This is a genomic window from Amycolatopsis coloradensis (genome assembly GCF_037997115.1).
In the GTDB taxonomy this organism is placed as follows: domain Bacteria; phylum Actinomycetota; class Actinomycetes; order Mycobacteriales; family Pseudonocardiaceae; genus Amycolatopsis; species Amycolatopsis coloradensis_A.
Genome location: NZ_CP150484.1, coordinates 7,773,204 through 7,791,273, shown reverse-complemented (window position 1 = coordinate 7,791,273; position 18,070 = coordinate 7,773,204). Strand labels below are relative to the sequence as shown.

Here is an 18,070-nt window from a genome sequence, read left to right as displayed (position 1 = left end):
ATGACGCAGACCGGGGAACGCCGCCGCCCGGCCGAACCCGGTCGGCGTCCGAGCAGCGCGCAACGCGCGAAGGCCCGGCGGGGCAGGCGGTCCGTGTACGACCGCCGCCGCACCGCCCGGCCCGCCAGGCACAAGGAGATGCGGCGCCGCTGGGTCGCGCTGCTGTCGGTGCTGACCGTCGTCGCCCTCGTCTACCTGCTGTGGTTCAGCTCGATGCTGGGCGTGCAGCAGGTCGATGTCGTCGGGGCGAGTTCGGTGCCCGCGGACCAGGTCCGCGCCACGGCGGCGGTGCCGGACCAGAAGCCGATGCTGCGCCTGGACACCGACGAGATCCGCGACCGGGTGGCGCAGATGCCCGGTATCGCGACCGTCGACGTCTCGCGATCCTGGCCGAGCACCCTCGAAATCACCGTCACCGAACGTACCGCGATCGCGTTCTTCGACAGCGGGCCCGGCGGCGACGGCGTGCACCTCGTCGACGGCGGGGGAGTGGTGTTCAAGACCGTCAAGGAGCGGCCCGCCGGGCTGCCCGAGCTGAAGCTGCCGTCGGTGTCGGCCGACGACCCGGTGACCCGCGCGGTGACCGGCGTCCTCGGCGTGATCCCGCAGCAGCTGCTCAAGCAGGTCACCACCGCGACGGCGAAGACCCCCGGCAGCGTCGAGTTCGCGCTGGCCGACGGAAAGACGGTGCGGTGGGGGACCTCGGCCGACACCGAACGCAAGGCGAAGGTCCTGGCGGCGCTGCTCACCCGCGAGGGGAAGGTCTTCGACGTCTCGGCCCCCGATCTGCCCACCGTCTCCTGACGAAACGCGGGGCGCTCAACGGGTGACGAGGGCTTCGATGCCGTCCAGCAGGCGTTCCAGGCCGAACGCGAAGGTCTCATCGGCGGCCTCGCAAGTGTCCGCGTCGTAACCGCCGCTTTCCCAGATCCGCGTCATCGCCGGATGGCGTTCCACGTCGAAGTACTTCTCCCAGAAGACCGACCGCTGCCCCCACCAGGCGTCGGTCGACTGCCCGGTCTCCTGTTCGACCTGCGCGGTCTCGGCGAACAGCGTCGCGTTGGCCTGCACGTAGATCTCGATGCTGTTCGCGGCCGCGGCCGTGTTGCGCGGCTCCAGCCCGATGTCCGACACCGCCGCGATCAGGTACTCCTGGCCCGCCATCAGGCCGGGGCCGAGCACCGGCCGCACCATCGACGTCGAGCGCAGCCACGGATGCGCCCGGAACACGGCCAGTGTGCGCTCGGCGTAGAGCCGCACCTGCTCGCGCCAGCCGTCCGGCCGCGGATCGCCGGGGCCGGGGAGGTCCCGTTCGGCGAGCACCGAGTCCACCATGAGGTCGAGCAGTTCCGTCTTGCCGGGGACGTAGGTGTAGAGCGTCATCGTGCCCGCGCCGAGTTCCTTGGCGATCTGGCTCATCGACACGGTTGCCTCGCCCGCGCCGTCGGCGAGCGCGACGGCGGTGTCGATCACCTGGTCGAGGGTCAGTTTCGGCTTCCGCCCCCTGGTCGGCTGCCGGGCTTCGCCGCGGTCACGCCACAACAGTTCGAGGCTGCGCTCGAAGTCCATCCACACTCCACTCGGCCGTGAAGCTGGATTCTACATTCTCGTATGCGGTACGGTTAAAATTATCCCGTAGGGCGTACGAAAAGGAGTGGGGAATCGTGACGATTCTGGTGACCGGTGCGACCGGAAGCGTCGGCAGGCTGCTCGTCGACGAGCTGGTGGAGGCCGGGGCGCCGGTGCGGGCGCTGACCGTCAACCCGGTGAAGGCGGCGTTGCCCGAGCAGGTGGAGGTCGCCAAGGGGTACCTGGGCAAGCCGGAGACCTTGCCGGAAGCCTTGAAAGGTATCGAGACCGTGTACCTGGCGCCGCTCGCGGCCAAGGTGGACGACTTCGTGAAGCTGGCGAAGGACGCCGGAGTACGCCGGGTGGTGGCGCTGTCCGGCAGCAACGCCGACGACCCGGTGGAGAATTCGAGCGGCGTGGACTACGCGATCATCGAGAAGGCCGTCCGGGAGGCGGGCTTCGACTGGACGTTCCTGCGGCCGGGCGCGTTCATGAACAACACCCTCGGCTGGGCCGGGACGATCAAGGCCGAGCGCGTGGTCCGCGAGGCCTACCCCGAATCGCGGATGACGCCGATCGACCTCGCGGACATCGCCGCCGTCGCGGCGCACGTCATCCTGACCGACGGGCACGTCGGCAAGAAGCACACCCTGAGCGGTCCGGAGGCGATCAGCCAGCGCGAACAGGTCGCCGCCATCTCGGCCGCGCTGGGCGAAGAGGTGGTCTTCCAGGAGCTGACCCGGGAAGAGGCGAACAAGCAGTGGGCCGCCGCCGGGATCCCGGCGGAGATCGCCGAATGGCTCCTCGACGGCTTCGCGTACTTCACGGAGAACCCCGACAAGCCGACGGGGGTAGTCCAGGAACTCACCGGACGGCCCGGCGTCACCTATGCGGAGTGGGCGGTGACGAACGTCGAAGCGTTCCGCTGAATGGTCGTGAGTGGCGGTTCGGGTTGTCTGGAGGGGTAAGGGCAAAGGTGGCGTGTCCTGAAGGGGCCCTTTGAGACGGTGAAGGTCTCAAAGGGGCCGTTCGGGGCATCAGGGTTCGACGTTGGGGCTGCGGTGTTCCCGATGTGGCATTGGGGACGCTCAACGCCTCCAGTGCCACATCGGGAGCACTGAACCGGGGTGGCGAGGGTCTCCTTCACTACTGTCAGGGTAAGCAAAAAGGCCCTCGCGGACACGCCACAATTGCCCCGCCCCTTCCTGACTGTCCACAAGGGACACTATCGAGACAACCCTATGTCACGTAGCTCAAGTTGATCTTGGGTGAGGTTGGCAGGTGGGGTGAAGGCTCCCTTCGCTGTGTCTGATGTGACGAAGGGGCGCCTTCGGCCCCTGGTGAATCGCCCATCCGGGCATCGATCGAACATCGAGTCAGTGAAAAGTGTTCTTTGTGGACACTCAGGGTACGGCCGGCTCCCGTCGGCCAGTCCAGAACCACACCGCGCGGGCCTCCACTGCCTCGGAGCCAGCGAAGGGGTCCTTCACCGCAGAGGTCGGTCACGCCGCATTTGATTACCCCTCGATAACCCGAATCGCCACTCAAGACCCGCTGCGCCGATGACGGTCCGGGCGGGTGATCGCAACAGCCTTACCGGTCCTCAGCGAGCCCGGCGGGGGAGGCGGGTCGGCAGTGGCGCACCACGCCGCGGCTGATCCGCCGCCGGGGCGGTCGCGTCGGCGGGCGGCGAGGACGGCCGCTGCGGCTGCGGCAAGGGCGGCGGGGCCTGTGATTCGCGGGGCCAGGCCGGGGTGATCATCGCCTGTGCTCCGACCCGGCGGACCGGCAGTCCGTGCGCCTCCCGTGCGGGCAGGCCTGGCCAGATCTCGCCCGCCTCCTTGGCGGCGTCGCGGATCGCGGTGCCGTCGAGAGAGGTGTGCGTCTCCTCGATGTCGCGGTCGAGCCATTGGACGATGAGCTCCAGCGGCCCGTCGGGCGGCAGCGGCCACAGGAAGATCTCGTGGTCGACGTGGAACGCCGAACCGCCCAGCCCCTGCGCGCGCAGCACCGGCTGGTCCGGTTTGGTGGCCGACGGCACGGAGATGGTCTCCGAACTGGCGCGCCTGCCGTCGGGGAAGAGCACTCCGACCAGCAGCGCGTTGTAGTCCGGGACCCGGCGATGGTCGATCAGGCCTTCGCCGGGTTCGTCCAGCAGCAGATCACGCGAGTACACCGACAGCTGGAAGGACACCGACTCCGGCCACACCTCGATACCGCGCAGCGCCACGATGGTCCGCTCGGCGCGGCCCAGCGGCATCGACCAGGGCAGGATCGCCGGGACGATGTACTCGTGCGGCGGCTCCACCCAGGGGCGGCCGTTGTAGCCGAACAGTTCCTGTTCCGGCACCGGGAACAGGGGGCGGCTGCGCGGGGCGTCCGTGAAGAAGCTCATCGTGGACCGGGCGCGGCAGCACGCGGGGTGAACCTGTCCGACCTGCCGCTCACGCCGTCGACGACCACCATGCGCTCACGGTAGCCGATGACCACGCCGGTACTGAACGGTTTCACCGCACCTTTCGCGTCACCCGAAGCCCTTGACCTTCACTTTCGTGCCCTTCGGCACCTTGGTGCCCGGCTGCGGATCCTGCTCCAGGACGAAGTCGAAACCGCCGTTTCCGCCGCCGTTGCCGTTGCCGTTTCCGCGACCCTGACGGTCGGGCTCCAGCCCTGCCTGTCGCAGGATCTGGAACGCCTCCTCCATCCGCTTGAACGTCACGTTCGGTACTTCGACGGCGTTCGAAACGAACACCCCGATGCGGCGGTTGCTCGCCTTGCCGCCGCCCTTCGGGTCGGTGCGGACCACCTGACCGGCGGCGAACTGGTCGGAGAACTCCTCGCCGGCCTGGAACGGCTGGAAGCCCGCCTGCTGCAGGATCTGGAACGCGGCTTCCTTGCTCTGCCCGGTGACGTCCGGGACCGGCGGCAGCGGCTCGGGGCCCTTCGACAGGATGATCGTGACCTGCCCACCGATGTTCAGCTGCGAACCGGGGCTCGGGTCGACGCGGATCACCTTGTTCTTGGCGACGTCGCTGTACTCCTGCTCGCCCTGGACCGGGGTCAGCTGCGCGGCCTTGATCGCCGTCTCCGCGTCCTGCGGGCTCGTGCCGGCCTGGATGTCCGGCACGATCGGGCGGCCCTTCGACAGCACGACGTTGACCGTGGAGCCCGGCGCGAGCGACGTGCCTTCCGCGGGGTCGGACCGGATCACCGTGTGCTGGGCGGCGGTGTCGCTGTACTCCTCGGTGTAGGCCGGGGTCAGCTTCGCCGAGCGGAGCGCGTCCCCGGCGGCGGCCTGGTTCATCCCCGCAAGTTTCGGCACGGACGACGAGCTCGGCCCGGTGTCGTTGAGGATGAAGGCGAACGCGCCGATCAGGCCGCCGAGAACCAGCACAGCGGCGGCGACCATGACGTAGAGGCGCTTGCGCGACCCCGGCTGCTCGTCGTCGGCGGCCGGTTGAGGCCGTGGGGGAGGCGTGCGGGGTGGCTGGGCGGCGGGGATCTGCGGCTCACGGTGCAGTGCCTGCGTTCCGCGCGGGCCGGTGACCGGCATGGTCGCCTCGGCGACCGGGGTCAGCACCGTCGTCGCCAGGGCCGGGTTCGCCGCCGGGACGGCGGGGATGCCGGGAGTCGTGCGTTCGGCGTCGGTCTCCCGGTCGGCGTCGGCGGGCAGCGGCACGGGCACCGGGACGGCCGGGACGCCGAGGACGGTACGCAGGTGGTTCAGCTCGGCGAGGAACGCCGCGGCGTCGGCCGGACGCTGCTCGGGGTCGCGGCGCGTGGCGCGCAGGATCAGTTCGTCGAGCAGCGGCGGGATGCCCGGCCGCAGCTCGCTCGGGCGCGGGACGTCGTCGTTGACGTGCCGGTACGCCACCGAGAGAGCTGTGTCGCCGGTGTACGGCGGACGTCCGGTGAGCATTTCGTACAGCAGGATCCCGGCCGAGTAGACGTCGCCGCGCGAGGTGGTCGCGCCGGTCGCGACCTGCTCGGGGGACACGTAGGCGACGGTGCCGAGGATGACGCTCGAACTCGTGGTGCCCGCGCTCGCGATCGCGCGGACCAGGCCGAAGTCGCCCACCTTGACCACGCCGCCCGAAAGCGCCGTGCCGCCGCGGCCGATGAGCACGTTCTCCGGTTTGACGTCGCGGTGCACCAGCCCCGCGGCGTGCGCCGCGGCCAGCGCGGAGAGCACCGGTTCGATGATGCTCAGCGCGAGCGCGACGTCCAGTGGACCGTGTTCGGCGAGCAGTTCACGCAGGGTCCCGCCGTCGACGAGTTCCATGACCAAGAACGCGCGGCCGGACTCCTCGCCGCCGGGGGTGTCGAAACCCTGGTCGTGCACCGCCACCACGTGTGGATGATGCAGCCGGGCCGCTGACCTGGCCTCCCGCTCGAAACGCTCGACGAACGACCTGTCGTCGGCGAACCGCGGGTCCATGATCTTGATGGCGACCTGGCGGTCCAGGCGGGTGTCGACGCCGCGGTACACCGACGACATCCCACCGCGTGCGAGCAGCTTGTCCACCCGGTAGCGGCCCTCGAGCAGAGTGCCCACCAGCGTGGGGTCCGTGCGTGTCACGGCTATGGATCGTACGGAAGTACCCATGTTCTGGTGTACGGGACCTGGCTCGCCGAGGATCACGATTCCCGCCATTTCGTCGAATCGGCGGTATACGTGACCGGTCGGGCACTCTCCGTCATGGTCCGGGTCGTCACCCATGCGTACTAACGGAGCGGGAGACGGAATGTGGCACAGTGTCACCTGTGAGTGGTATTCCCGTCGCCGACGACGTTCTCGATGCAGATGTGGCCGTTCTCCCGGTTCCGGAGGTCGCGACCGCGCTGAACGTCTCGGCCAACAAGGTCCGCCAGATGCTGCGCGACGGCCACCTGATCGCCGTCCGGCGGAAGGGCGAGCTGTACGTCCCGGTCGCGTTCCTGGTCAAGGACGGCGTGGTCAAGGGCCTGGCGGGCACCATCACCGTGCTCGCGGACGCCGGTTTCAGCCGGACGGAGATGCTGCGCTGGCTCTTCGCCGCGGACGAGACCCTGCCGGGGACCACTCCGGTCAACGCGCTCCGCACCAGCCACGGCACCGAGGTCAAGCGACGCGCGCAGGCGATGGCGTTCTAGCTCTGACCAGCACGAACGTCGCGGCCGCCAGAAGCTGGCAACCCGCTGCGGCGCTCAGCGCGGCGGTTACGGAGAGTGCGCTCAGCGGCCCCGCGAGCGCGGCACCCGCCGCGAGCCCGGTGATCTTCACGCTCGCCGCCGTCGTGAATACCTGAGCCCGCACTCGCGTGGGCGCTTCGCGATGCCGGATGGCGAAAAGCGCCGAAAGCTGCGGTCCTTCGGCGAATCCGGCGAGCACGGCGGCGGCCAGCAGAGTCACCATGTCGTGCCCTGATGCCGCGAGCAGGAAGCTCGCGCCCAGCAGGACGGTGCTGGCGAGCACGGTGCGATCCGGCGGCGGCGGCCTGCGGGCCAGCACCGCGTTCGCGACCAGTGACGCGGCGGCCAGCACGGTGAGCAGTAGCGCGCCGATGCCCGGATTCCCCAGCCGATGGGCGCCGAGCAGCGGATAGCAGACGATGGCGACCCCGATGCCGACGAAGGACATCGTGGACGTCGCGGTGGCGCGCAGCAGGGTGCGGTTGCGGAAGAGGACCGCGAACCCGTCGGCGAGTTGACGGCGGATCGGTGTCGCGGGTGTCGCCTCGACCGCGGGGAGCGACCACGCGGCCGGGAAGGCCGCGGCGACCAGCGTGATCGCGACAGCCACCGCCGCCGGTGCTCCGGCGTACGCGGCCACGAGGCCGGCGAGTCCCGGACCGACGAGGCTCGCGGCGGTGAACGTCATCGCGTCCAGGGTGCTGGCCCTCGTCAGCGGTGTCTCGCCGCGGACGTTCGGCAGCTGCGCCGTCCACCCGCCCGCCAAGGCCGGGTTGAGCAGCCCGGCCGCGACGGCCACCGGGATCGCCGCGGGGATTTCGACCAGCGCGAGCACCGCGCCGAGCCCGCCCGCGTAGGCGAGAAGCGCCCACGCCAGCAATCGGCCTGGTCTGGGACTGCGGTCGAGCAGAGCGCCGAGCAGTGGCCCGCCCGCCGCCGCGGAGATCGTCAGGCCCGCGAGCAGCGCGGACCCGGTGGCGGCCGAACCGTCGACACCGATGCCGAGCAGTAGCAACGCCGGCCCGGACAGCTCGTCGCCGGTCCTGGCGATCGTCGCGCCGGTCAAGTAGGCGGCGAGTCCGTAACGGCCTCTCATGGACAAGACGTTACAGTGGGATATGACTTCAGCGCAGCGGGATTTCCTGCCGGGCCGTTCGGCTCGGGCGGCGGCGCAACGGGCGGTGGATCTGCTGACGGTGCTGCTGGCGCCGGAACCGTCGGTCGCGTCGGTTCGCGCCGTACTCGAGGCGCACGGCGAGACCTCTGTCGAGTTGAAGCCGTTGGACGTGGCTTCGTTGCGTGAGGCGGCCGCGGAACTGCGCGACGTCTTCGCGGCGCGGGATGTCGCGGAGGCGGCCGGAGTGCTCAACCGGCTGCTGGCTCGTTACGCGCATCCGCCGCGGTTGACCGATCACGCCGACGGGTTCGGCTGGCACCTCCACGTGGACGCCGACGACGACGGGCCGTGGAGTGCATGGCTGGTGACGTCGTCCGCGCTGGCGCTGGCGGTGTTGCTGGCGGACCGTCAGGCGCCGCCGGGTGGGTTGTGTGCGGCTTCGGGCTGCGGGAAGCCCTTCGTGCACTTGGGCGGGGGAAGCCCGCGGCGGTACTGCTCGACGCGGTGCGCCACCCGGGAGAGGGTCGCCGCTCACCGGCGCAAGTCGCCTGCGGTGCAATGAAGGACGCTTTCACAGCAAAAGTTGCTATGAAAGCGTCCTTCATTGCACGCCGGAAGCGGGGCTCAGCCCTGCTTGTCCCGCCAAGCGATCCAGGACCGCAGCTTGTCGAGGTTGTAGTCCGGACCGCCGGTCGCCACGGTGAACAGCGAGACGCCCAGCTCCAGCAGCTTCGGGCCCAGCTCCTCGGGCTCACCCTCGACGGCGACCGAACGCTCGATCTCCTTCGGGTCCCGGCCGACGTCGGCGCAGTGCTGGTCGAGGATCTTGACCTTGCGCTCCACGACCTCCGGGTCGCCGAAGCCGTGCCAGATGTCGGCGTGCTTCGCGACCAGGCGCAGGGTCTTCTTCTCGCCGCCGCCACCGATCAGCACCGGGATGTCCCGGACCGGCTGCGGGTTCAGCTTGCCCAGCCTGCTTTCGATCCGCGGGAGCGCCTCGGCGAGGTTGTCGAGCCGCCCGCCCGCGGTGCCGAACTCGTAGCCGTACTCGTCGTAGTCCTTCTCGAACCAGCCGGAGCCGATGCCGAGGACCAGCCGTCCGTCGGAGATGTTGTCGACGGTGCGGGCCATGTCGGCGAGCAGTTCGGGGTTGCGGTAGCTGTTGCACGTCACCAGCGCGCCGATCTCGACCCGCGATGTGGACTCCGCCCAGGCGCCCAGCATGGTCCAGCACTCGTAGTGCAGGCCCTCGGGCTCACCGTAGAGCGGGTAGAAATGGTCCCAGTTGAAGACGATGTCCACGCCGAGGTCTTCGGCCTCCGAAGCCGCCCGGCGGATGGCCTTGTATTCGGCGTGCTGCGGTTGCAGCTGGACACCGATCCGGATCTTCCTGTTCGCAGCAGTGGTCATGTTCGCAGCCTAAGCCTGGAGTTGCTCCACGCGCTCGCCAGCATCCTCGGCAGTGCGACTCCCAGCCGGCGACGGCGCGGGACGACCGCGCGGGTGTTCAGCACGTCGTAACCCAGTGCCGCGATTTCGTCGAGGATGCCTTCGTAGAGCACGAGCGCGGTCCGCACGCAGTCGCGGGATTCCGCGCGCAGCAACGGGATGCCCGCTTCGGCGCGGCGGTACACCGCCCGGTTGCGTGCCACCGCGACGGCGAGCGCGCGCCGCACCCGCCGGTCGGGCAGCCCGCGGGCACGGGACCATTCGAGCAGTTCGCGGTCGACGCCGAACGCGGCCAGCTCCTCGGTCGGCAGGTACAGCCTTCCCCGGTCGAGGTCTTCGCCGACATCGCGCAGGAAGTTGGTCAGCTGGAACGCTTCACCCAGCGCGGCGGCGCCCGGCACGGCTTCGGCGACCGGGACGACGGTGCCGAAGACGGGCAGCATCTGCAGGCCGATCACCTCGGCCGAACCGTGGATGTACTCCCGGAGATCGGCGTAGGTCGCGTACTCGGTGTTCTTGAGGTCCATCGCCATGGACCGCATGAAGGCGTCGAACAGCTCGCGGTCCAGGTCGTGGCGCCGCACGGTGTCGGCGAGCGCGGTCAGCACCGGATCGGCGGGCGTGCCGCCGTCGAAGACCCGCGCGACCATGACGGCGACCTCGTCCAGGGCGACCGCGGGATCCGTGCCGGGCGCGGGGTTGTCGACCACTTCGTCCGCCATCCGCGCGAAGCCGTACAACGCGTGCGCGAACGGACGCGTCCGCGCCGGCAGCAGCCGGGTCGCGAGGAAGAACGTGCGGCCGTAATGCGCGTTGATGCGGCGGCATTCGGTGTACGCGGCCCGCAACGACGGCTCGGTGATCCCCGCGGCGTCGAGTTCGTTCATCGGCCGGTGACCCTTCCCGCCGCGAGCCTGCCGGAGATCACCACCGGAGGGATTCCGACGCCCGGTGTGGTCCCGCAGCCCGCCAGTACGACGTTTTCCGCCGCTCGCACGAGGTTCCCCGGCCGGAACGGGCCGGTCTGGGCGAAGGTGTGCGCGAGCGAGAACGGTGTGCCCGCGGTGAGCCCGCGCTCCGCCCAGCCCGCCGGGGTGATCGCCTCGTCGACGGAGAAGTCGTCCGCGAACCCGGTGAGGCCGCGCTTTTCCAGTGTGCGCACCAGTTCCGCGCGATAGGCGGGACCGACCCGGCGCCAGTCGATCTTGCCGCGGCGCAGGTTCGGCGCCGGGGCCAGCACCGAGATCACCTGGCCGCCGCCGGGGGAGAGGCCCGGTTCGGTCGCGGTCGGCCGGGTCACCAGCAGCGACGGGTCGCTCATCAGCTTGCCTTCGCGGATGATCTCCGAGAACGTCTTTTCCCAGGCGTGACCGAAGAAGATGGTGTGGTGGCCCAGATCCGGCCAGGAGTCCGGCGCGTGTCCGTGCAGGACGACGGCCGACGGCGAGTACCGCAGCGGCAGCGGCCGCCGGGGGCGGGCACCGAGCAACCGGTAGGCGGTGCCGAGTTCGGTGGCGAGAACCACGGTATCGCAAGGGATCCGCTCGCCCGAGCGGGTCCGCACCGCGCGTACCCGCGAGGAAACCCTTTCCAGCCAAGCGGCTTCGGTGCCGAACCGCAGTTCCGCCCCGGCGCGCTCGGCGGCGCTCGTCATCGCCCGCGCGATCTCGCCCATCCCGCCCGAGGGGTAGTAGACCCCGCCGACGGTGTCCATATAGGAGATGACGCCGTACGCGCCGATCGCGCGCGCCGGATCGAGGCCCGCGTAGAGCGCCTGGAAGGAGAACAGGCGGCGCACCCGGTCGTCGCGCAGGAACCGGCCGATCTTCGGGCCGAGACGGCCGAAACCGCCCAGGGCGGCCAATTTCGCCAGTTCCGGGCGGACGAGATCGAGCGGGGAATCGAAGTTCGCGCCGATGAAGTGGTCCTTCTGGACCGCGTACAGCTCGGTCAGCCAGCGGCGGAGCCTGCGGTAGCCGTCGGCTTCGGCAGGGCCCGCGGCCGCGCGGATCTCGGCCTCCATCGCCGCCGCCTCGGTGTGCACGGCGATCGTGCTGCCGTCGGCGAACCTCGCGCGGTAGGCCGGGTCGAGCCGGGTCAGCGTGAGGTTGTCCGCCAGGGATTCGCCGACCGCGGAAAAGGCCTCGTCGAGAAGTTCCGGCATGGTCAGCACGCTGGCACCGGTGTCGACGGTGTTGCCGCCGAAATCCGCCTGACCGGCCCGGCCTCCCGGGCTCTTGTCCTGCTCCAGCAGGGTCACCCGGCGGCCGGCGCCGAGCAGGTGCAGCGTCGCCGACAGCCCGGCGAGCCCGCCACCGATCACCACCACGTGGTCACTCGGACCGGTGACAGTGCGCATCAGTACGTCCGCTGGGTCGCCTTGACGACCAGCCCGGTCAGCGCGGCGGGAGCGGGTTCGGCCAGGTGAGCGCGGTCCAGCGTCGCCATCGCGGAGTCGGTGAGCTCGTCGATGCGGCGTTCCACCGCCTCGACGGCGCCGACGTCCTGCAGCGCCTCGCGCACGGTCTCGACGGCGTCTTCGGACAGGTGAGCGTCGCCGATGGCGTCGGAGATGACCTTCGCCGCCGCGTCCTTGCCCTGCTCGGCCGCGCCCTGGAGACCCAGCGCGACCAGCAGTGTCCGCTTGCCCTCACGCAGGTCGTCGCCCGCGGGCTTGCCGGTGACCGACGGGTCGCCGAACACCCCGAGCAGGTCGTCCCGCAGCTGGAACGCCACGCCGACCTCGTCGCCGAACTCGCGCAGCGTCGCGATCAGGGCGTCGTCGGCGCCGCCGAGCGCGGCACCGAGGTGCAGCGGGCGCTGGACGGTGTACGCGGCCGTCTTGAGCTTGCAGATGTGCAGCGCCGCCTCGGGGGAGGCGTCGCCGGTGGCCTGGGTGCGGACGTCGAGGTACTGGCCGGCGAGGACCTCGGTGCGCATCGCGCGCCACGCCGGCCGCGCCGCCGCGAGGGCCGCGGGCGGCAGCGGGGCCTCGGCGAACATGTCGTCGGCCCAGGCCAGCGCGAGGTCGCCGACCAGGACGGCGGTCGCGAGCCCGAACGTGCTCGGCGAACCCAGCCAGCCGCTGTCGGCGTGCAGTTTGGCGCCCGCGATGTGCACCGTCGGGGAACCGCGGCGCGAATCGGAGGAATCGATGAGGTCGTCGTGGATCAGCGCGCACGCCTGGATCAGCTCCAGGCTCGCCACGGCCTGCAGCACGCCTTCGACGTCCGGCCCCGCCGGATCGCCGCCCGCGCCGCGCCAGCCCCACCAGGCGAAGGTCGGGCGCAGGCGCTTGCCGCCGCCGAGGACGAACCCGGCCAGCGCGTCGATCCCGACCCCGACGACCGGTTCGGTGCGGCGGATCTCGGCACCGGCGCGCTCGAGGAACCCGGCCAGCGCCCGCTCGACGTGGGCGGGCAGATCGGCGTCGTAGGCGGACGTGTCCATGAGCACATCCTCCGGGAAGCACATCCCCGTGACCCAGTCGGGTGCCTTCGAATGTGGCGGAACTCGCCGCGTTTCGTCCTCTGAATGCGGTAGTTGCACGCGCAAGGACCGCATTCAGAGGACTAAACGCGCGTCTTGTCGTAGTGCCGCTTCGCCCGCGCCCGGTTGCCGCAGTCCGACGAACTGCACCAGCGCCTTGAGCGGTTGCGCGTGTGGTCGGTGAAGACCCAGCCGCAGCCCGGGCCCTCGCATTCGCGGATCCGTTCCAGCTTCTCGGATCGAAGCAGTTCCTCGGCCTCCAGCGCGAGGAAGTGCGGCAAGGCGGCGTCGTCCGTCAGCGGCACCGTCCACCGCAACGGCAGGGACGGCGCGAGCTCGGCGTGCCGATACGCCGCGAGCAGGGGCTTCCGCAGCGGTGTGGTGTCCGGTGGATCCGACACGAGCACGCGATACAGCGTCTCGCGGAAGGCCTTCACCATCTCCAGGACGGCTTCGGGGATCTCCAGCCGTTCGGTGCCGGCGCCGACCAGGACCACCCACTCGGACAGTCGGTCCGGGGTCGAAAGCCGGTCTTCCCGCCGGGCCGGATCGCGCCGCCAGGAAACGGTGTTGACCAGGTCCAACGGCACGCTTCCGCCGATGCTGTCGTACCCGTTCCAGTGGCCGTCCATGATTCTCCTAATGGTCAAAAGCAGTTTAGCTTGTTAGTGTCGAGGTCATGACGACGCTCCGGCGGAACTATCTGGCCGGCGCCCGCATCGGGCTCGGGCTGGGTGTCGCGACCTTCGTTCTCGGTGTCACCTTCGGCGCGTACAGCCAAACGCTGGGCTGGGGGATCGCGGCCCCGATCNTCGTTCTCGGTGTCACCTTCGGCGCGTACAGCCAAACGCTGGGCTGGGGGATCGCGGCCCCGATCGTCGCGTCGATCCTCGTGTTCTCCGGCTCGGCCCAGTTCGCGATGGCCACCGCGCTCGCGGGCGGCGGGAACCTCGCCGTCGCGGTCGGCGCGGCGGCCCTGATCAACGCCCGGTTCCTGCCGATGGGCGCCGCCGTCGCCTCGGATCTGCGCGGTGGACGCCTGCGCCGCGCGTGGGAGGGCCAGGCCGTCGTCGATGGTTCGTGGGTGGCCGCCCACCTCGGCGAAGGGCGCTTCGATCGCGAAAAGCTCATCGGTTGCACGGTCGTCCAGTTGCCCGCCTGGGTGCTGGGGACGGTGCTCGGTGTCCTGGCCGCGCCGCCACTGGACGTCGTCTCGCGGTTCGGGCTCGACGTCGTGTTCCCCGGCTTCTTCCTGGTCCTGCTCGTCGACGAACTCCGCCGTTCGCGCCAGGCTGTCCTCACCGCGGCCCTTGCCGCCTGCCTGGCGGGGATCCTGGTGCTGTTCGTCCCGGTCGGGCTCGCGCTGATCGGCGCCTCCGCCGCCGCGCTGCTCGGACTGGGGGCGCGGCGATGACGCTTTGGCTCGCCATCGTCCTCGTCGCGCTGGTCAGCATCGGGTTCAAGGCGGCGGGCCCGGTCCTGCTCGGCGATCGGACGCTGCCGCCGCGGCTCGCGGGCGTGATCGCGCTGCTCGCGCCCGCGTTGCTGGCCGGTCTCGTGCTCACGGACGTGGCCGGTCCGGCCTGGTCCGGGCTCGACTGGACCCTCTGCGCCGGCCTTGCCGCGATCGCGGTGACCTACGCGCTGCGCGTGCCGGTGCTCGCCGCGATCCTCTGCGGGGTCGTCGTCACCGCCGTTCTGCGCTTCCTGGTCTAGCTCCAGAACGGGCCGCTCAACCCGGCCCGGGCGAAGTACGCGGCCGCGGCGGCCGGATCCCGGCGGGTGTACCCGTGCTCCAGCCTGCCCTCGTACCACCCCGCCGCGAGCCGCCACAGCGTCGCCAGATCCATGACGTATCCCTTGTCCTGCCCCGTTTCCGCCAGCCATCCGTCCACACAGGACTCACCGCAGAACAGGCGCTGGTTGCCGCAGGTGTACACGACGTCGTCCCACATCCGCGCCATCGGCACCAGGAAGTGCGCGACCAACCCACCCTTCGGCGGAGTGCGGTCGTTCACCAGCAGGGCGTGCGGCTCGCCGCAGCCGCGGCAGCGCGTGGACACCAGCACCTCGGGTTCGGCCTTGACCAGATGGGGGATCGCGAACGCGTCCCACGCGCAGCCGCCCCACCACAGCGTGTGCGCGCCCATCACGGAGAATCCCAGCGGGATCGCCGCGAACGGATGCGCCAGCACGACGTGCTCGCATTCGTCGAGCACGAGATGCCGTCGCTTCGCCAGCCGGTGCAGTGCCTGTTTCGCCACCGCGAGTGATCCGTGGGCGGCGTCGGCCAGTTCGGGGGACGTCGGCGGCCTCCCGTGCTCGGCGAACGCGCGGTAGACCGCGACGCGGACGTCCTCATCCCAGCTGGTGTCGGTTTCGGCGCTCATGGCGGCTCCCTGTGCTCGTCACCGAGTCTCCCCAGCCCGGCTCCACTCGGCAACCGCTCGTACGTGGCTGAAGTCGCACGCCCATAGCCTGAGAGGGGCTCCCAGCCAGCGGACATTCCCCCCTAAAATGGCGGAATGACTTCGGTGGTCGAGCGGTTGCAGGGTGATGGACCCGTGTTCTCCATCGAGTTCTTCCCGCCCCGCGACGCGGCAGACGAGGCCGTGCTGTGGAAATCGATCCGGGAACTCGAGCCGCTGGACCCGGCGTACATGTCGATCACCTACGGCGCCGGCGGCTCCAGCCGGGACGGCACGATCCGCAGCATCGCCCGCGTCGCCACCGAAACCACGCTGGTGCCGATGGCGCATCTCACCGCCGTGAACCACTCGGTCGCGGAACTGCGCAACGTCATCGGCTGGTACGCCGCCGTCGGCGTGCGGAACATCCTCGCGCTGCGGGGCGACCCGCCTGGCGACGTCTACGGCGACTGGGTCCCGCATCCGGAGGGGCTCAACTACGCCGAGGAGCTCGTCGAGCTGGTGCGTTCGCTCGGCGACTTCTGCGTCGGCGTCTCGGCCTTCCCGTACGGCCACCCGCGGTCGGCGAACCTCGAAGCCGACACCGAGTACCTCGTGCGCAAGCTTCGCGCCGGCGCGGATTTCGCGATCGCGCAGCTGTTCTTCGAGCCGGAGGACTTCCTCCGCCTGCGCGACCGGGTGGCGGCCACCGGCTGCGAGGCGCTGGTCATCCCCGGCATCATGCCGCTGACCACGCCGCGGACACTGCACACGTCCATCAAGCTGTCCGGCGCGCCGGCGCCGCGGCGGCTGCTGGACCGGCTCGAACCGCTGGCCGGCGACCCCAAGGCCTTCCGCGCCGAAGGGATCGACGCGGTGACCGAACTGTGCGAGCGGCTCATCGCCGAAGGCGTCCCCGACCTGCACTTCTACACGTTCAACCGGTCCAAGGCCACGCGTGAGGTGGTCAGCAGGCTCGGGCTGGTCCCGGCCCGCGCGTAACTCCGTACCGAAGTCGCCCGCTGTCCCGGTAGCGTGCCGGTCATGGCTTCAACCGCGCGAAGTGTGCACCAGATCTGTGACCGGTACGTCGACGACTACGCCGCGGCCGACCCGGTCGCCGCGACGACGTTCGGCATCTCCGGATACGACGACCAGCTGACCGACTACTCGCCCGCCGGGCACGCGGCGCGGGCCGCCATCGCCGCCCGTGCGCTGGCCGACATCGAAGCGGCCGAACCCGCCGACGACGGCGAGCGCGCGGCCAAGGCGGTGTTCACCGAGCGGATCGGGTTGCACCTGGAGATCCACGAGGCGGGTCTCGACATCGCGGCGCTGAACGTGATCGAAAGCCCCGTGCAGGAACTGCGCATGGTCTTCGACTTCATGCCCACCGACACCGCGGAGGACTGGGCGACGATCGCCGCCCGGATGGCGAGGGTGCCCGAAGCGCTCGACGGTCTCCGCGCCTCGCTGCTCGCGGCCGCGGACGCCGGCCGGGTTTCGGCGTTGCGGCAGGTCGGCAAGGTCGCCGAACAGGCGGAAACCTGGGCCGGTCTGAAGGACGAGGCCGGTTTCTTCGAAACTCTCGTCTCGGGCGCGAAGGACGTCGACGAGAAGCTCCGCACCGAACTCGGTCAGGCCGCTCACGCCGCGCAGGAGGCGTACGCGGAGTTCGCCGGTTTCCTCCGCGCCGAACTCGCCCCGCTGGCGCCGGTCAAGGACGCCGTCGGCGCCGAGGTCTACCGGCTGTGGTCCCGGTTGTTCACCGGAGCCACCTTCGACCTGGACGAGGCCTACGCCTGGGGCTGGGCCGAGTTCACCCGTATCGAGACGGAGATGCGCGAGGTCGCCGGCCGGATCAAACCCGGCGCCACCCTCGCCGAGGCGGCCGCCGTCCTCGACGCCGACCCCAAGTACGTCGTGCGCGGCCGGGCCGAATTCCAGGCCTGGATGCAGAACCTGTCCGACAACGCGCTGAAGTCGTTGCGCGGCAAGCACTTCGACATCTCCGACCGGGTGATGGCACTGGAGTGCAAGATCGCCCCGCCCGGTGGCACCGTCGGCGCGTACTACACCGGCCCGAGCGAGGACTTCTCCCGCCCCGGCCGCATGTGGTGGTCGCTGCCGCAGGGCCGGGACGAGTTCACCACCTGGCGCGAGGTCAGCACCGTCTACCACGAGGGCGCGCCGGGTCATCACCTGCAGATCGCGACCGCGGTCGACCAGTCGGAGTCGCTCAACAAGTACCAGCGGCTGCTGGCGTTCACCTCCGGGCACGCCGAGGGCTGGGCGCTGTACTCCGAGCGGCTGATGGAGGACCTCGGGTTCCTCGCCGACGACGGTGAACTGTTCGGCATGCTGTCCGAGCAGCTGTTCCGCGCCGCGCGGGTGATCGTCGACATCGGCATGCACCTGGAGCTGGAGATCCCGGCGGGTACCGGCTTCCACGAGGGCGAGCGGTGGACGCCCGAACTGGGACTGGAGTTCATGCTCACCCGGACCGTCACCGACCCGGCCCACGTGCACGACGAGATCGACCGCTACCTGGGCTGGCCGGGGCAGGCGCCGTCGTACAAGCTCGGCGAACGGCTCTGGCTCACCGCCCGCGACGAGGCCCGCGCGCGGCAGGGCGACGCGTTCGACATCAAGCAGTTCCACACGCGGGCGCTGGCGCTCGGCGGGATGGGGCTGGACACCTTGCGGGAGATGCTCGCGGCCTTGGACTGAGGTCCCGCGGGGCCACTGTTCGTGCAATGAAGGAGCCTTTCATAGCAAAATTTGCTATGAAAGGCCCCTTCATTGCACTTGCCGGGCACCCGACCAGTGCCGCAATTCACGTGCCTCCGTACCCGAAGCCTTGATA

18 protein-coding genes are annotated in these 18,070 nt (G+C 70.3%); 8 read left to right on the top strand and 10 right to left on the bottom strand.

Features of this window, described 5'->3' with window-relative positions; translation table 11 throughout:
• Nucleotides 1-804, top strand: a complete 804-nt coding sequence (locus LCL61_RS36330; RefSeq protein ID WP_340683925.1) for a cell division protein FtsQ/DivIB — start codon at nt 1-3, stop codon at nt 802-804.
• Between the two features lie 15 nt (nt 805-819).
• On the opposite strand, the gene LCL61_RS36325 is transcribed toward LCL61_RS36330, so the two are convergent.
• A complete protein-coding gene (locus tag LCL61_RS36325; protein ID WP_340683924.1) occupies nt 820-1,569 on the bottom strand; it encodes a TetR/AcrR family transcriptional regulator in 750 nt (249 codons plus the stop codon).
• Nucleotides 1,570-1,664: 95 nt separating this feature from the next.
• Between LCL61_RS36325 and LCL61_RS36320 the strand changes: the two genes are divergently transcribed.
• Entirely contained in the window at nt 1,665-2,498 is an 834-nt protein-coding gene (locus LCL61_RS36320) for an NAD(P)H-binding protein (RefSeq protein ID WP_340683923.1), read from the top strand.
• 674 nt (nt 2,499-3,172) lie between these two features.
• Here the strand turns inward: LCL61_RS36320 and LCL61_RS36315 are convergent.
• Together LCL61_RS36315 and pknB are read right to left on the bottom strand one after the other, a co-directional pair.
• Nucleotides 3,173-3,964, bottom strand: coding sequence for a hypothetical protein (locus LCL61_RS36315; protein WP_340683922.1), 792 nt, complete (start codon nt 3,962-3,964; stop codon nt 3,173-3,175).
• A gap of 129 nt (nt 3,965-4,093) precedes the next feature.
• Complete coding sequence (pknB, locus tag LCL61_RS36310) at nt 4,094-6,148, bottom strand: Stk1 family PASTA domain-containing Ser/Thr kinase (RefSeq protein WP_340683921.1); 2,055 nt, start codon at nt 6,146-6,148, stop codon at nt 4,094-4,096.
• A 185-nt stretch (nt 6,149-6,333) separates the two neighbouring features.
• Between pknB and LCL61_RS36305 the strand changes: the two genes are divergently transcribed.
• On the top strand, nt 6,334-6,702 hold the full coding sequence (locus tag LCL61_RS36305; protein WP_126734959.1) for an Rv2175c family DNA-binding protein: 369 nt from the start codon (nt 6,334-6,336) through the stop codon (nt 6,700-6,702).
• On the opposite strand, the gene LCL61_RS36300 is transcribed toward LCL61_RS36305, so the two are convergent.
• Nucleotides 6,671-7,837, bottom strand: coding sequence for an MFS transporter (locus LCL61_RS36300; protein WP_340683920.1), 1,167 nt, complete (start codon nt 7,835-7,837; stop codon nt 6,671-6,673). The two genes, LCL61_RS36305 and LCL61_RS36300, sit on opposite strands and share 32 nt — an antisense overlap.
• A 22-nt stretch (nt 7,838-7,859) precedes the next feature.
• On the opposite strand from LCL61_RS36300, the gene LCL61_RS36295 reads away from it, so the two are divergent.
• Nucleotides 7,860-8,420 carry a CGNR zinc finger domain-containing protein gene (locus LCL61_RS36295; RefSeq protein WP_340683919.1) on the top strand — a complete coding sequence of 187 codons (561 nt, stop codon included), beginning with the start codon at nt 7,860-7,862 and terminating at the stop codon, nt 8,418-8,420.
• 62 nt (nt 8,421-8,482) lie between these two features.
• Here the strand turns inward: LCL61_RS36295 and LCL61_RS36290 are convergent, their stop codons facing one another.
• The 5 genes from LCL61_RS36290 to LCL61_RS36270 form a co-directional block, all read right to left on the bottom strand.
• Nucleotides 8,483-9,268 carry an LLM class F420-dependent oxidoreductase gene (locus LCL61_RS36290; protein WP_340683918.1) on the bottom strand — a complete coding sequence of 262 codons (786 nt, stop codon included), beginning with the start codon at nt 9,266-9,268 and terminating at the stop codon, nt 8,483-8,485.
• On the bottom strand, nt 9,265-10,194 hold the full coding sequence (locus LCL61_RS36285; RefSeq protein ID WP_340683917.1) for a phytoene/squalene synthase family protein: 930 nt from the start codon (nt 10,192-10,194) through the stop codon (nt 9,265-9,267). Before LCL61_RS36285 ends, LCL61_RS36290 begins: the two co-directional genes overlap by 4 nt.
• Nucleotides 10,191-11,666: a phytoene desaturase family protein gene (gene crtI, locus LCL61_RS36280; RefSeq protein WP_340683916.1), complete on the bottom strand. Its 1,476-nt coding sequence runs from the start codon at nt 11,664-11,666 to the stop codon at nt 10,191-10,193. The genes LCL61_RS36285 and crtI overlap by 4 nt, the downstream gene beginning before the upstream one ends.
• Nucleotides 11,666-12,757 (bottom strand): polyprenyl synthetase family protein, encoded by a 1,092-nt coding sequence (locus LCL61_RS36275; RefSeq protein ID WP_340683915.1) that lies wholly within the window; start codon nt 12,755-12,757, stop codon nt 11,666-11,668. Before LCL61_RS36275 ends, crtI begins: the two co-directional genes overlap by 1 nt.
• Nucleotides 12,758-12,879: 122 nt before the next feature.
• Nucleotides 12,880-13,428 (bottom strand): CGNR zinc finger domain-containing protein, encoded by a 549-nt coding sequence (locus LCL61_RS36270; RefSeq protein WP_340683914.1) that lies wholly within the window; start codon nt 13,426-13,428, stop codon nt 12,880-12,882.
• Between the two features lie 47 nt (nt 13,429-13,475).
• Between LCL61_RS36270 and LCL61_RS36265 the strand changes: the two genes are divergently transcribed.
• Together LCL61_RS36265 and LCL61_RS36260 are read left to right on the top strand one after the other, a co-directional pair.
• On the top strand, nt 13,476-14,210 hold the full coding sequence (locus LCL61_RS36265) for an AzlC family ABC transporter permease (protein ID WP_340683913.1): 735 nt from the start codon (nt 13,476-13,478) through the stop codon (nt 14,208-14,210).
• The gene (locus LCL61_RS36260) at nt 14,207-14,512 is read left to right on the top strand and encodes an AzlD domain-containing protein (protein WP_340683912.1); all 306 of its coding nucleotides are present in this window, start codon (nt 14,207-14,209) and stop codon (nt 14,510-14,512) included. Before LCL61_RS36265 ends, LCL61_RS36260 begins: the two co-directional genes overlap by 4 nt.
• Here the strand turns inward: LCL61_RS36260 and merB are convergent.
• Nucleotides 14,509-15,186, bottom strand: coding sequence for an organomercurial lyase (gene merB / locus LCL61_RS36255; protein WP_340683911.1), 678 nt, complete (start codon nt 15,184-15,186; stop codon nt 14,509-14,511). The two genes, LCL61_RS36260 and merB, sit on opposite strands and share 4 nt — an antisense overlap.
• A 135-nt stretch (nt 15,187-15,321) precedes the next feature.
• Between merB and LCL61_RS36250 the strand changes: the two genes are divergently transcribed.
• Both LCL61_RS36250 and LCL61_RS36245 read left to right on the top strand, forming a co-directional pair.
• Nucleotides 15,322-16,206: a methylenetetrahydrofolate reductase gene (locus tag LCL61_RS36250; protein WP_340683910.1), complete on the top strand. Its 885-nt coding sequence runs from the start codon at nt 15,322-15,324 to the stop codon at nt 16,204-16,206.
• A gap of 42 nt (nt 16,207-16,248) precedes the next feature.
• A complete protein-coding gene (locus tag LCL61_RS36245; RefSeq protein WP_340683909.1) occupies nt 16,249-17,934 on the top strand; it encodes a DUF885 domain-containing protein in 1,686 nt (561 codons plus the stop codon).
• Nucleotides 17,935-18,070: the final 136 nt, after the last annotated feature.

Bases quoted from the DNA above. Each gene is read 5' to 3' on its own strand.
- LCL61_RS36325 (WP_340683924.1), bottom strand. From the start codon at position 1,569: ATGGACTTCGAGCGCAGCCTCGAACTGTTGTGGCGTGACCGCGGCGAA.
- crtI (WP_340683916.1), bottom strand. From the start codon at position 11,666: ATGCGCACTGTCACCGGTCCGAGTGACCACGTGGTGGTGATCGGTGGC.
- LCL61_RS36295 (WP_340683919.1), top strand. From the start codon at position 7,860: ATGACTTCAGCGCAGCGGGATTTCCTGCCGGGCCGTTCGGCTCGGGCG.
- LCL61_RS36250 (WP_340683910.1), top strand. From the start codon at position 15,322: ATGACTTCGGTGGTCGAGCGGTTGCAGGGTGATGGACCCGTGTTCTCC.
- LCL61_RS36275 (WP_340683915.1), bottom strand. From the start codon at position 12,757: ATGGACACGTCCGCCTACGACGCCGATCTGCCCGCCCACGTCGAGCGG.
- merB (WP_340683911.1), bottom strand. From the start codon at position 15,186: ATGAGCGCCGAAACCGACACCAGCTGGGATGAGGACGTCCGCGTCGCG.
- LCL61_RS36300 (WP_340683920.1), bottom strand. From the start codon at position 7,837: ATGAGAGGCCGTTACGGACTCGCCGCCTACTTGACCGGCGCGACGATC.
- LCL61_RS36270 (WP_340683914.1), bottom strand. From the start codon at position 13,428: ATGGACGGCCACTGGAACGGGTACGACAGCATCGGCGGAAGCGTGCCG.
- LCL61_RS36315 (WP_340683922.1), bottom strand. From the start codon at position 3,964: ATGAGCTTCTTCACGGACGCCCCGCGCAGCCGCCCCCTGTTCCCGGTG.
- LCL61_RS36260 (WP_340683912.1), top strand. From the start codon at position 14,207: ATGACGCTTTGGCTCGCCATCGTCCTCGTCGCGCTGGTCAGCATCGGG.
- LCL61_RS36330 (WP_340683925.1), top strand. From the start codon at position 1: ATGACGCAGACCGGGGAACGCCGCCGCCCGGCCGAACCCGGTCGGCGT.
- LCL61_RS36290 (WP_340683918.1), bottom strand. From the start codon at position 9,268: ATGACCACTGCTGCGAACAGGAAGATCCGGATCGGTGTCCAGCTGCAA.
- LCL61_RS36285 (WP_340683917.1), bottom strand. From the start codon at position 10,194: ATGAACGAACTCGACGCCGCGGGGATCACCGAGCCGTCGTTGCGGGCC.
- LCL61_RS36245 (WP_340683909.1), top strand. From the start codon at position 16,249: ATGGCTTCAACCGCGCGAAGTGTGCACCAGATCTGTGACCGGTACGTC.